The organism is Geodermatophilus sp. DF01-2 (genome assembly GCF_004571065.1).
Classification (GTDB): Bacteria; Actinomycetota; Actinomycetes; order Mycobacteriales; family Geodermatophilaceae; genus Geodermatophilus.
On the sequence record NZ_SPQN01000104.1, the window covers coordinates 1 to 12,296 of the forward strand.

Genomic DNA, 12,296 nt, shown 5'->3' on the forward strand with positions numbered 1-12,296 from the left:
GATCTAACCGCCGGCGCGGCGGGCGCTGGCCACCGGGCCGCGGCCGGCCGGCCGTGCAGCGCCCTGCCGTGCCTGCGACGAACGGCGGGCGAGCACCCGCCGGCGCAGAGCCCGCATCTCGGGCTCGCGCTCCTTGAGGTCGGCCACGATCGGCGTGGCCAGGAAGATCGAGGAGTAGGTGCCCGCGGCCAGGCCGACGAAGAGGACGAGGGCGAGATCCTTCAGCGTGCCGACGCCGAGCAGCCCGGCGCCCACGAAGAGCAGGCCGGCCACCGGCAGCAGCGCGATCACCGACGTGTTGATCGAGCGCATCAGCGTCTGGTTGACCGCCAGGTTCGCCGCCTCGCCCCAGGTCATCCGCGCCGTCTTGTCCAGGTCCCGGACGTTCTCGTCGACCTTGTCGAAGACGACGACGGTGTCGTAGAGCGAGAAGCCCAGGATGGTGAGGAAGCCGATCACCGTGGACGGCGTGACCTCGAAGCCGACGAGCGCATAGATGCCGGCGGTGACGACGATGTCGTGCAGCAGCGCCGCCATCGCCCCGATCGCCATCTTCGGCTGGAAGCGCAGCGCCAGGAACGCGACGACGGCGACGAGGAAGACCGCCAGCGCGATGAGCGCCTGGCGGGTGATGTCCTCGCCCCACTCGGCGCTCACCGACTCGGGGCTGACCTGCGACGGCTCGATGCCGGCCGCGCCGGCGACGGCCTCGACGACCGCGCGCTCGGTGTCGTTGTCCAGGGCACCGGTGCGCAGCAGCAGTGTGTTGCCGCCGACGACCTGCGCGGTCGCGACCTCGGCGCCGGCGTCCTCCGCGGCCTCTCGGACCTCGGCGAGCTGCTCGGTCGTGCCCGGCAGCCGGAGGCTGTTGCCGCCGGCGAAGTCGATGCCGAAGTTGAACCCCCGGAAGACCATCGCGGCGATGCAGAGCAGCACCACGACCGCGGTGATCCGGTAGATCAGCCGGCTGCGGCCGACGACGTCGAGCCCCGCCTCGCCGTTGTAGAGACGGTGCGCCAGCGAGGCACGGTGCGGCGGGCGGCCGGTCCCCGGCTTCCCCGCGCGCCGCAGCCCGGCGTCCTCCAGGGCACGGTCGTCGACGGGGGGCATGGCGTCGTCCGACGCCGCGGCCGCCTCGTCGGCCTCGGTGCCCACCGGCAGCTCGTCGGCGTCCGTGCGGTGGTCGCGGCCGGTCATGCGTCGCTCCTGTCCTGCGCGGTGCGGCCGGCCCCGCTCGCCGCGCCCACGAGCTCGCGGTCCACGGCGGGGCGCCGGGGAGCGGCCGCACGGGGGCGGTCGAGGCTGCGGCCGAGGCCGGAGAAGCGGCTGCTGCCGAAGATGCGGTAGCGGGCCAGCACCGCCATCAGCGGGTGGGTGAAGAGGAAGACGACGACCAGGTCGAGCACCGTCGACATGCCCAGGGTGAAGGCGAAGCCCTTCACGTCGCCGATGGCCAGCACGTAGAGGATCGCCGCGGCGAGGAAGCTGACCGCGTCGGCCGAGAGGATGGTGCGGCGGGCCCGGACCCACGCCCGCGGCACCGCCGAGCGCAGCGTGCGGCCCTCCCGGATCTCGTCCTTGAGCCGCTCGAAGTAGACGACGAACGAGTCGGCGGTGATGCCGAGCGACACGATGAACCCGGCGATGCCGGCGAGGCTCAGGGTGAAGCCGATCTGCCGCCCCAGCACCACGAGGACGGCGTAGACGACCACCGCCGACAGGACCAGGCTGGCGATCATGACCAGGCCGAGCAGCCGGTAGTAGAGCAGCGCGTAGACGAACACCAGGGCGATGCCGATGGCGCCGGCGATCAGGCCGGCGCGGAGCTGCTCGGCGCCCAGCTCGGTGGAGATCGACTGCGCGGTGGCCTGGGTGAAGGTCAGCGGCAGCGCGCCGTAGCGCAGCTGGTTGGCCAGCTCCTCGGCGCTCTCCTGGTCGAAGGAGCCGGTGATCGTCGTGGGGTTGCTGGTGATCGCGCCCTGGATGGTCGGTGCGGAGATCACCCGGCCGTCGAGGGTGAAGGCGACGTTGGAGCCGACGTTGGCCGTGGTGTACTCGGCCCAGGTGGCCAGACCGGCCGAATTGAAGTCGAGCAGGACGACCCACTCACCGGTCGCCTGCTGGGTGCCGGCGTTGGCGTCCTCGACCTGGGTGCCCTCGATGATCGTGGGGCCGAGGAGGTACTTGAGCGCCCCGTCCTCACTGCACGCGGCGACGTAGCTGTCCGGCCGGGCCACCTCGCTGGTGACGCCCTCGGGGCCGCAGGTCAGCGTGGCGTACTCCGCCGCGGCCTCTTCCAGGGTGACCGGCGGGGCGTCGGGGTCGGGCGCCGGAGGATCGGCGACGGCGCCGTCGGACGGGGCTGCGTCGGTCGGCTGCGCCGGATCGGTGGCCTGGGCGCCGCCGTCCGTCACCGCGGCGTCGGTCGGCTCGGTTCCCTCGGTGGGCGCGGGGCTCTCCTCGGCGGCCGGGACGGCCGGCTCGGGGCCCTGGACGACCGGGCGGAAGCGCAGCTGCGCCGTGGCCCCGAGCTCGCGTGCCTGCTCCCCGTCGTCCCCCGGGACGGAGATGACGATGTTCGAGTCCCCCTCGGTCACGACCTCGGCCTCGGCGACGCCCAGGCCGTTGACCCGCTGCTCGATGATCTGGCGGGCGAGCTCCAGCTCGGCAGGGTCGGGCGCCTCGCCGTCGGGGGTGGCGGCGGTGAGGGTGACCGTCGTCCCACCGCGCAGGTCGAGACCCAGCTGTGGCGTGCGGGTGTCGCCGGTGAAGAAGACCAGGCCGTAGAGGACGGCGACGACGAGGAGGAAGGCGCCGAAGTACCGGCGCGCACGGAGCGGGCGTTGGGCCACGGGAAGGCTCCGGCTCAGCGGGTGCGGTCGGCCGGACCGCCGTCCGCGGTGCCGCTCGCGTCGTCGCCGGGCAGCGCGGGTCCGTCGACGGCCGGGCCGGCCGCAGCGGGGGTGCGGACCTCGAGGATCGCCTGCCGGGCGAAGGTGACCACCACGCCCGGGGCGACCTCCAGGTCGACGGTGCCCTCGCCCAGACCGACGACGGTGCCGTGCAGCCCTGCGGTGGTCATGACCGGGGTGCCCGGGGTCAGTGACTCCTGCAGCGCCCGCTGCTGCTCCTGGAGCTTCTTGCGCTGCCGTGCCGGCAGCACGATCAGGAGCACGAAGGCCAGGACGAGGATGACGAGCGGGAACAACTCCACGACAGATGTGCCTCTCTACCGCGCCGTACGGGCCGCGGTGGGTGCGGTCCGGGACGGGACCGCTCGGGTGCATCGGCTGCGGCGCGGGGACATCCGGGCGACCGGGCGGGACGCGCGCGGGCGACGCCGGACGAGTTGCGCGCCAGCGCTTCGCAGTCTAGGCGTCGAACAGGGTCTCTGACGACGACCCCGGGGCCTGTGGGTCCGCTGTGACCCGACCGAGGGGGACGCCGCCGCGCGGGACCGGCTGCCCGAGGTGCTGCCACGCCGCCTCGGTGGCCACCCGACCGCGGGGGGTGCGGGCGAGCAGGCCGGCCCGGACGAGGAAGGGCTCGCACACCTCCTCCACGGTGTGCGGCTCCTCGCCCACGGCGACCGCCAGGGTGGCCACGCCGACCGGACCGCCGCCGAAGCGCATGACCAGCGCCTCGAGGACGGCGCGGTCGAGCCGGTCCAGCCCCAGGTCGTCGACGTCGTAGAGCGCCAGCGCCGCCTCGGCGACCGCACGGGTCACCCGCCCGTCGGCGCGGACCTCGGCGTAGTCGCGGACCCGGCGCAGCAGCCGGTTCGCGATGCGCGGCGTGCCCCGTGAGCGGCCGGCGATCTCGGTGGAGCCGTCGGCGGTGAGCTCGACGCCGAGCAGCGCGGCGCTGCGGGCCAGCACCTGCTGCAGCTCGGCCGGCTCATAGAACTCCATCTGGCCGACGAAGCCGAACCGGTCGCGCAGCGGCCCGGTCAGCAGCCCGGCCCGGGTGGTCGCTCCCACCAGGGTGAACGGGTTGATCTCCAGCGGGATCGCGGTCGCTCCCGGCCCCTTGCCGACGACGACGTCGACCCGGAAGTCCTCCATCGCCATGTAGAGGAGCTCCTCGGCGGGGCGGGCGATCCGGTGGATCTCGTCGATGAAGAGGACGTCGCCGGGGGCGAGGTTGGAGAGCATCGCGGCGAGGTCGCCGGAGCGCTCGATCGCCGGGCCGCTGGTGATCTTCACCGACGTCCCGAGCTCGGAGCCGATGATCAGCGCGAGGCTCGTCTTCCCGAGCCCGGGCGGGCCGGAGAGCAGCACGTGATCCGGCGGCCGCCCCCGCCGCTTGGCCCCCTCCAGCACGAGCTCGAGCTGGCGGGCGACCTTGGGCTGGCCGATGAAGTCGGCCAGCGAGTGCGGCCGCAGGGCCGACTCGACGACCCGTTCCTCGTCCCCGGCGCCCGGGTCGACGGCGGCGTCGGCGACCCGGCCCGGTGCGGCGTCGGCGGCCGACCGACCCCGGTCGGACGGCGAGCTCATCGGGCCTCCTCCCCGCTTCCGGTCACGACCGCCCCAGCAGCCGCAGCGCCTGCCGGAGCAGGACGGCGACCTCGACCGACCCGGTCGCGGAGAGCTGCTCGTCGGCCAGCGGGGCCAGCTGGGCGATCGCGCCGTCGGCCTCCTTGCCGGTCCAGCCGAGGCCGACAAGGGCCGAGGCGAGCTGGTCGCGCCACGGCGCGACCGGGGTGACGGCCGGCAGCCCCGCGGGGGCCGGACCACCGTCGAGCTGCGTGTCGGACGAGGTGACCCCCAGCCGGTCGCGCAGCTCGAGGATCAGCCGCTCGGCGCCCTTCTTGCCGATGCCCGGGACCTGCATCAGGGCCTTGACGTCGGCCATCGACACCGCGCGGCGCACCTCGCGCGGCGGGTGGATGGCGAGCACGGCCTGGGCCAGCCGGGGCCCCACACCGTTGGCCGTCTGCAGCAGCTCGAACAGCTGCCGCTCGTCGTCGTCGGCGAAGCCGTAGAGGGTGAGCGAGTCCTCGCGCACCACCAGGCTGGTCGCCAGCCGCGCACTCTCCCCCACCTGCAGCCGGGCGATGGTGCCCGGCGTGCACTGCACCGCCAGCCCGATCCCTCCGACCTCGACGACCGCGCCCTCCGGCGAGACCGCGGCCACCCGGCCACTCACACTGGCGATCAACGCCGTCCTCCCGTCGGACACGGCCTCCTGCGGCCCCGCGAGGGCACGCCGGTCCCCCATGTAATCAACGCCGTCCTCCCGTCGGACACGGCCTCCTGCGGCCCCGCGAGGGCACGCCGGTCCCCCATGTGATCAACGCCGTCCTCCCGTCGGACACGGCCTCCTGCGGCCCCGTGGCAGCACGCCGGCGCCCCCGGCGGTCACCTCGACACCCCCGTCCAGCGGGGCAACGTCGTCGACCGCACCGGCGCACCGATGCCGCCGGCCAGCGCGGCGACCCGCAGCCGGTGCTGCGCCGGCCCGCGCCAGGCGTGGCAGACGGCCAGGGCCAGCGCGTCGGCGGCGTCGGCGGGCTTGGGCGGGGACGCCAGCCCCAGCACCCGGGTGACCATGAGGGTGACCTGCTCCTTGTCGGCGCGGCCGCTGCCGGAGATGGCCGCCTTGACCTCGCTGGGCGTGTGCCAGGCGACCGGCCGGTCGGCCTGCGCCGCGGCCAGCGCCGCCACCCCGGACGCCTGGGCGGTGCCGGTGGCGGTGCCCTTGTTGTTCTGCGTGAAGACCCGCTCGATCGCCACGACGTCCGGCCGGTGCGCGCGCAGCAGCGCGGTCACGGCGGTGTGCAGCTCCAGCAGCCGGAGCTCCAGATCGAGGTCCGCGGCGGTGCGCACCACTCCCACCCCGACCGCGGTCGGCCGCGCGCCGGGACGACCGTCGACCACCCCCCACCCACACCGGGTGAGGCCCGGGTCGATGCCGAGCACCCGCATGGAGGCGCCTCCCGCCGTCAGCCGAACTGGTGTTCGACCCACGCTAACCCGCCCGACCGACGGGGACGGCCCTCGACACGCCCGGTCGGCTCCCGGCAGGGCCCTACCGCCGGCTCCGTCCCGGGCCCGCCCCGAGCCTGCGAGGGGTGAGGAGGACGGGGTCCTTACATGGTGGGGGGCAGGGGATTCTATATCTTCTCGAGCACCTCGTCGGAGACGTCGTAGTTGGCGTACACGTTCTGCACGTCGTCGCAGTCCTCGAGGGCGTCGACGAGCCGGAAGACCTTGCCGGCGGCCTCCTCGTCGAGCTCGACGCTCACGCTGGGCACGAACCCCGCCTCGGCCGAGTCGTAGTCGATCCCGGCGTCCTGCAGGGCGGTGCGGACGGCGACCAGGTCGGTGGGCTCGCTGATGACCTCGAACGAGTCGCCCTGGTCGCGCACCTCCTCCGCGCCGGCCTCCAGCACGGCCGTCAGCACGGCGTCCTCGTCCACGCCGTCGGCCCGAGGAACGACGACGACGCCCTTGCGGGAGAACAGGTAGGAGACCGAACCCGGGTCGGCCATCGAGCCGCCGTTGCGGGTCATCGCCGTGCGGACCTCGGAGGCGGCCCGGTTGCGGTTGTCGGTGAGGCACTCGACGAGCACCGCCACCCCGCCGGCGGCGTAGCCCTCGTACATGATCGTCTGCCAGTCGGCGCCGCCGGCCTCGAGGCCCGCGCCGCGCTTGACCGCCCGGTCGATGTTGTCGTTGGGGACCGAGGACTTCTTGGCCTTCTGGATGGCGTCGTAGAGCGTGGGGTTGCCCGCCGGGTCCCCGCCACCGACGCGTGCGGCGACCTCGACGTTCTTGATCAGCTTGGCGAACAGCTTGCCGCGCTTGGCGTCGATGGCGGCCTTCTTGTGCTTCGTCGTCGCCCACTTGGAGTGGCCGCTCATGAGTCTGAGTCCTCCTCGTTCCCGGCTGCGGCGCCGGCCCTCTCGGCCAGGTGGCGTCGGACGATGTCGACGAACAGCGCGTGCACCCGGCGGTCCCCGGTCAGTTCGGGGTGGAAGCTGGTGGCCATCAGGTTCCCCTGGCGGACCGCGACGATCCTACCGTCGGCGGGTCCTCCGACGACCCGCCCGAGGACCTCCACGCCCTCCCCCGCCTCCTCCACCCACGGCGCCCGGATGAAGACGGCGTGCACGGGACCGCCGGTCACTCCCGCGAGCACGACCTGCGACTCGAAGGAGTCGACCTGCCGGCCGAAGGCGTTGCGCCGCACCGCCACGTCCAGCCCGCCGACGGTGACCTGGTCGGCCGGGGCGTCCAGCAGCCGGTCGGCGAGCATGATCATCCCGGCGCAGGAGCCGTAGACCGGCAGCCCGCCGGCCACCGCCGCGCGCAGCGGCTCGAGCAGGCCGAACCGGACGGCCAGCTTCGCCATCGTGGTCGACTCCCCGCCGGGGATGACCAGCGCGTCCACGGCGACCAGCTCCTCCGGACGCCGGACGGTCACCGCCACGGCGCCCAGCGCGGGCAGCGTCGCCAGGTGCTCCCGGACGTCGCCCTGCAGCGCCAGCACACCGACGACGGGGTTCTCGGGCACGGGGAGACAGGGTACGGCCCGCGCCCTACGGCCCGGCCGCCCGCCGGGAGCTCCAGGTCAGCAGCCGCTCCAGCGGCCCGCGTCCCACCCGCAGCCGCCAGACGGTCGCCAGCAGCACCGCGGTGATCGTGAAGCGGGCCCACCGTCCCCAGTCGTCGGCGGAGTCCACACCGAGCGCCCAGATCGCGACGATCTGCGCGGTGTAGACCGACAGCGCCATCACGCCCACCGACGCCAGGGGGTACGTCAGCCGCGGGAGCAGGTCGGCCGCGACCAGGCACAGCCCGATCACGGCGACCGCGACCCCGCCGGAGCCGACGACCTCGAAGGACGTTCCGCTGTGCGGCTCGGCGCCGGCGAACCAGGCGGGTTCCCACTTTCCGGAGGAGCCGAAGCCGGTCTCGATGCCCGCCGGCTGCTCCCCCGGCGCGAACTGCCGGGCGCTCAGCCAGCCGCCGCCGTAGCCGAGCACCGCGGCGGCCGCCCCGCCGGCGACCAGGCCGGCGCGCACCCGGGCGGTACCCAGGTCCAGTCGGCCCACCGCCAGCCCGACCAGCACGAAGGCCAGCCAGACCGCCGCCGGGTAGTAGCCGGTGAACAGCAGGAAGGCGAACGCGTTGCCCTCCTCGCCGCGGGCGGTGGCGTACTGCGCCACCGCCAGGGTGACCGGCGGCCCGGCCAGGGCGACGGCGCCGGCGGCCAGGAGCAGCCGCGCGGGGGACCAGCGCAGGAACGGCAGCGCGAGGACGAAGAGCACCGCGTAGACGCCGAGGATGATCGCGACGAAAGTGTCGAGCAGTTCCAGGACGCCGCCGACGGCGAACACCCACGCGGCCCGCACCAGGATGCGGGTGCGGGCCCGGGCGAGCTCCTGCCCCGTGGCCGGCGTGCGGCCGCCCGAGAGCAGGGCGATGGAGACGCCGGCGAGCGTCGCGAAGAGGATCGACGACCGGCCGTCCACGACCGCGCGCCAGGTGGCCGGGTCCCAGCCGAGTTCGCCGGTCTGGCCCAGGTGAGCGCCGAACATGCCCAGGACGGCGAGCCCTCGGGCGACGTCGAGGCCGCCGATCCGCCGTCCGGCGGCAGGCTCCCGTGCCACGCCGGCGGGCGCGGGGACGTCCTCGACGCGCTCCCTCACGGACCGAGGGTAGGTGCCCCGGCCGGCGGGCAGCGGCGGCTCACCAGCCGCGGGTGGCGTACCGCTCGCTCTCCGGCAGCGTCGCGACGTTGATGCCGACCATCGGCTCCCCGAGGCCGCGGGAGACCTTGGCGATCAGGTCGGGGTCGTCGAAGAAGGTCGTGGCCTGCACGATCGCGGCCGCGCGCTGGGCCGGGTCGCCGGACTTGAAGATGCCCGAGCCGACGAAGACGCCCTCGGCGCCCAGCTGCATCATCATCGCGGCGTCCGCGGGGGTGGCGATGCCGCCGGCGGTGAACAGCACGACGGGCAGCTTGCCCAGGCGGGCCACCTCGGCCACCAGGTCGTGCGGAGCGCGCAGCTCCTTGGCCGCGACGAACAACTCGGTCTCGTCGAGCGTGCCCAGCCGGCGGATGCCGGCGCGGATGGCCCGCATGTGCCGCACGGCCTCGACCACGTTGCCGGTGCCGGCCTCGCCCTTGGAGCGGATCATCGCCGCGCCCTCGGCAATCCGCCGCAGCGCCTCGCCCAGGTCGGTCGCGCCGCAGACGAACGGCACGGTGAACTCCGCCTTGGCGATGTGGTGCGCCTCGTCGGCCGGGGTGAGGACCTCGGACTCGTCGATGTAGTCCACCCCGAGGCTCTGCAGCACCTGTGCCTCGACGAAGTGCCCGATCCGCGCCTTGGCCATCACCGGGATCGAGACCGCGTCGACGATGCCCTGGACCATGTCCGGGTCGCTCATCCGCGCGATGCCGCCCTGGGCCCGGATGTCGGCCGGCACCCGCTCGAGCGCCATGACCGCGACCGCGCCGGCGTCCTCGGCGATCCGCGCCTGCTCCGGGGTGACGACGTCCATGATGACGCCGCCCTTGAGCTGCTCGGCCATGCCGCGCTTGACGGCCGCCGTCCCGGTGGTGCCGGTGCCGGTGGTGCTGGGAAGGATCGTGCTGTGCTCTGCCACGGGAGCTGCCTCGGTCTCGGACGTCGGGGGCGGACACCCCATGCTACGGGCGGGCCCGCCCGCCGCCGGCGGCGCTGCCGGTGACCTCGCGGAGATCGTCCTCGATGTCGAAGAAGCGCGGCAGCGGCCGGGAGGCGTGCAGCCGCAGCAGGCCGGGCAGCCGCCGGGTGCGCAGCGCGTGCGTGTCCCGGACGGCGTCGTTGTAGAAGCGCCGGGCCAGGCCGATCCGGGTGGCGGTGCCCTCCAGGTCGGCGCGCAGCGCACCCGGCACCCCCGGCAGGTCCTCGGGGAGCTCGCGCAGCTCGCGGCCCAGGGCGTTCTCCGCCATCTCCCGGTCGCCGGTGCGCGGGGCGCGGACCTCCCGCACCGCGGCGGCCAGCCGGGCGGCCCGCTCCTCCCCGACCGCGGCGGCGTGGTCACGGGCCAGCTCGGCGGCCAGGCCGGTGCGCCGCCGCAGCTGGGTGTCCAGGGCCGTCCAGGCCCGCTCGACGCGCGCCTCCAAGCGGCCCAGCCGGGTCAGCGTCCACGCCGACCATGCGGTCAGCAGCAGGACGACGGCGGCGGCCGCGAGCAGCAGCCAGACGTCGGGGGTCACGACGGGTCAGGCTATCGCTGCACCCACCGGCGCAGGGCGGACCGGGCCGGGGCGTCGCCGGAGACCGCGGTCAGCTCGGCCAGCCGCGTGTCGTCGTCCGCTGCGGTGACCTCGCCGCTCCCGGGCACGGCGACGGTCTCGTAGACGTCGAGCACCCGGCGGGCCACCACCGACCAGTCGTAGGCCGCGGCGACCCGGCGGCCGGTGGCGGAGAACCGGTCCCGCCGCGCCGGCTCGGCGAGCAGGTCACCGAGCGCGCGAGCCAGGTCACGGGCGTCGCCGCGGCGTACCAGCACCCCGGCGGCGCCGTCCTCGAGCACCGTGGCGAAGGCGTCGAGGTCGCTGGCGACGATCGGCGCCCCGGCGGCCAGGGCCTCGATGAGGATGATCCCGAAGGACTCTCCCAGCAGGTTGGGCGCGCAGTACACGTCCACCGACCGCAGGAACGCGCCCTTGTCCGCCTCGGTGAGCTCCCCGAGCAGGGACACGTGCGGCCGCAGGTCCTCCCTCAGCAGCTCGCGGACGGCGTCGGGATCCCCGCGGCCGGCGATGAGCAACTGGGCGCCCGGGTGCTGCCGGACGACGGCGCGCATCGCCTCGAGAAGCACCGGCAGGCCCTTGCGCGGCTCGTCGTAGCGGCCGAGGAAGCCGATCGTCGGCCCGTCGACGCCGCGGGTGTGGCCGGGCAGCGAGGAGCCCTCCGCGAAGGAGGAGACGTGCACGCCGTTGGGGATGATCACCGCGTCCCCGCCGAGGTGCTCGACCTGCACCCGGCGGGCGAAGTCCGACACCGCGATGCGCCCGGAGATCTTCTCCAGCCACGGGCGGATGACCGGGCCCCAGGCGGCCAGCCACTTCGAGCGGACGGTGGCGGCGTGGAAGGTGGCCACGATCGGCCCCTCGGCCATCATGCAGACCAGCAGGCCCACCGACGGCGGCGCCGGGTCGTGCACGTGCACGACGTCGAAGTGCCCCTCGCGCAGCCAGCGCCGCACGCGGGCGGCCGACACCGGGCCGAACTGCACGCTGGCCATCGAGCCGTTGTACGGGATCGGCACGGTGCGACCGGCGAAGGTGAAGTACTCGGCCGGGAGGGACTCCTCGCGCTCGGCCGGGGTCAGGACCTCGACGTGGTGGCCCAGGCCGCGGAGCGTCTCGGCGAGGTCGCGGACGTGGTACTGGACCCCGCCGGGGACGTCCCACTGGTAGGGACAGACCAGCCCGATGCGCATCAGGCGCGCCTGTTCCGCGGGGGGTCGGGCGGGACGTCGGCCCAGATGCGGCCCAGCACGTGCCAGTCCTCGGGATGCTCGGTGATGCCGGCGGTGAGGGCGTCGGCCACGCCCTGCATCCCGGCGAGCACGCGGTCGCGCAGCCGGCCGGGGCCGTCGACGGGCACCTCGGGGTGGACGACGTGCCGCCAGCCGCCGTCGGTGAAGGAGGACACCACCGGGTGCAGGGCGGCGCCGGTCTGCGCGGCCAGCACCGCCGGCCCGCCCGGCATGGTCGCGGTCCGGCCGAAGAAGTCGACCGGCACGCCCCCGCTGCCGAGGTCCCGGTCGACCAGCAGGCAGATCGAACCGCCGGCGTCGAGCCACTCGCGCAGCACCGCCGATCCCGGCCGCGGCCCCCCGGTGAGCGGCACGACCCGCATGCCGAGGGTCTCGCGGAACTCGAGGAACCGCCGGTAGAGCGACTCGGGCCGCAGCCGCTCGGCGACGGTCATGAAGGGGCCGCCGAGCCAGTCGACCAGCCAGACGCCGGCGGCGTCCCAGTTGCCGCTGTGCGGCAGCGCGAGGATCAGCCCCCGCCCCTGGTCGCGGGCCGCCTCGAGGTGCTCCCGGCCGAGGAGCCCGGTGCCGGCCAGCACCCGCTCCACGCCCAGCCGCGGCAGCCGGAACGCCTCCTGCCAGTAGCGGGCGTAGGAGCGCATCGCCCGCGTGGTGAGGTCGTCGAGCGCGGCCTGGTCGAGTCGGCCACCGGTGGCGACCCGGAGGTTGGCGCGCAGCTGCCGCACGCCCCGCCCGCCGCGCCCGGCCGCCCACCGGCCGGCGGCGTCGAAGGCGCCGCGGGCCACG

At 74.9% G+C, this 12,296-nt stretch carries 13 protein-coding genes; all 13 read right to left on the bottom strand.

The window, feature by feature from the left end; all coding sequences use genetic code 11:
* Positions 1–3: 3 nt before the first annotated feature.
* Entirely contained in the window at positions 4–1,197 is a 1,194-nt protein-coding gene (secF, locus tag E4P41_RS19390) for a protein translocase subunit SecF (RefSeq protein WP_135142876.1), read from the bottom strand.
* Positions 1,194–2,852 (bottom strand): protein translocase subunit SecD, encoded by a 1,659-nt coding sequence (gene secD / locus E4P41_RS19395; RefSeq protein WP_135142877.1) that lies wholly within the window; start codon positions 2,850–2,852, stop codon positions 1,194–1,196. Before secD ends, secF begins: the two co-directional genes overlap by 4 nt.
* Positions 2,853–2,866: 14 nt before the next feature.
* Positions 2,867–3,214 (bottom strand): preprotein translocase subunit YajC, encoded by a 348-nt coding sequence (yajC, locus tag E4P41_RS19400; RefSeq protein WP_135142878.1) that lies wholly within the window; start codon positions 3,212–3,214, stop codon positions 2,867–2,869.
* A 157-nt stretch (positions 3,215–3,371) separates the two neighbouring features.
* Positions 3,372–4,499, bottom strand: a complete 1,128-nt coding sequence (gene ruvB, locus E4P41_RS19405) for a Holliday junction branch migration DNA helicase RuvB (RefSeq protein ID WP_135142879.1) — start codon at positions 4,497–4,499, stop codon at positions 3,372–3,374.
* A 22-nt stretch (positions 4,500–4,521) separates the two neighbouring features.
* Positions 4,522–5,184: a Holliday junction branch migration protein RuvA gene (gene ruvA, locus E4P41_RS19410; protein ID WP_245177492.1), complete on the bottom strand. Its 663-nt coding sequence runs from the start codon at positions 5,182–5,184 to the stop codon at positions 4,522–4,524.
* A 179-nt stretch (positions 5,185–5,363) separates the two neighbouring features.
* Positions 5,364–5,930 carry a crossover junction endodeoxyribonuclease RuvC gene (gene ruvC / locus E4P41_RS19415; RefSeq protein ID WP_135142880.1) on the bottom strand — a complete coding sequence of 189 codons (567 nt, stop codon included), beginning with the start codon at positions 5,928–5,930 and terminating at the stop codon, positions 5,364–5,366.
* Between the two features lie 188 nt (positions 5,931–6,118).
* On the bottom strand, positions 6,119–6,868 hold the full coding sequence (locus tag E4P41_RS19420) for a YebC/PmpR family DNA-binding transcriptional regulator (RefSeq protein WP_135142881.1): 750 nt from the start codon (positions 6,866–6,868) through the stop codon (positions 6,119–6,121).
* Positions 6,865–7,521 carry a pyridoxal 5'-phosphate synthase glutaminase subunit PdxT gene (gene pdxT / locus E4P41_RS19425; RefSeq protein WP_135142882.1) on the bottom strand — a complete coding sequence of 219 codons (657 nt, stop codon included), beginning with the start codon at positions 7,519–7,521 and terminating at the stop codon, positions 6,865–6,867. Before pdxT ends, E4P41_RS19420 begins: the two co-directional genes overlap by 4 nt.
* 25 nt (positions 7,522–7,546) lie before the next feature.
* Positions 7,547–8,659 (bottom strand): heparan-alpha-glucosaminide N-acetyltransferase domain-containing protein, encoded by a 1,113-nt coding sequence (locus E4P41_RS19430; protein ID WP_209307814.1) that lies wholly within the window; start codon positions 8,657–8,659, stop codon positions 7,547–7,549.
* Positions 8,660–8,699: 40 nt separating this feature from the next.
* A complete protein-coding gene (pdxS, locus tag E4P41_RS19435) occupies positions 8,700–9,605 on the bottom strand; it encodes a pyridoxal 5'-phosphate synthase lyase subunit PdxS (protein ID WP_135142888.1) in 906 nt (301 codons plus the stop codon).
* A gap of 61 nt (positions 9,606–9,666) precedes the next feature.
* Positions 9,667–10,218 (bottom strand): hypothetical protein, encoded by a 552-nt coding sequence (locus E4P41_RS19440; protein ID WP_135142883.1) that lies wholly within the window; start codon positions 10,216–10,218, stop codon positions 9,667–9,669.
* An 11-nt stretch (positions 10,219–10,229) separates the two neighbouring features.
* Positions 10,230–11,450 carry a glycosyltransferase family 4 protein gene (locus E4P41_RS19445; protein WP_135142884.1) on the bottom strand — a complete coding sequence of 407 codons (1,221 nt, stop codon included), beginning with the start codon at positions 11,448–11,450 and terminating at the stop codon, positions 10,230–10,232.
* A partial coding sequence (locus E4P41_RS19450; RefSeq protein ID WP_135142885.1) for a phosphatidylinositol mannoside acyltransferase occupies positions 11,450–12,296 on the bottom strand: 847 nt, incomplete at its 5' end. The genes E4P41_RS19445 and E4P41_RS19450, both read right to left, overlap by 1 nt.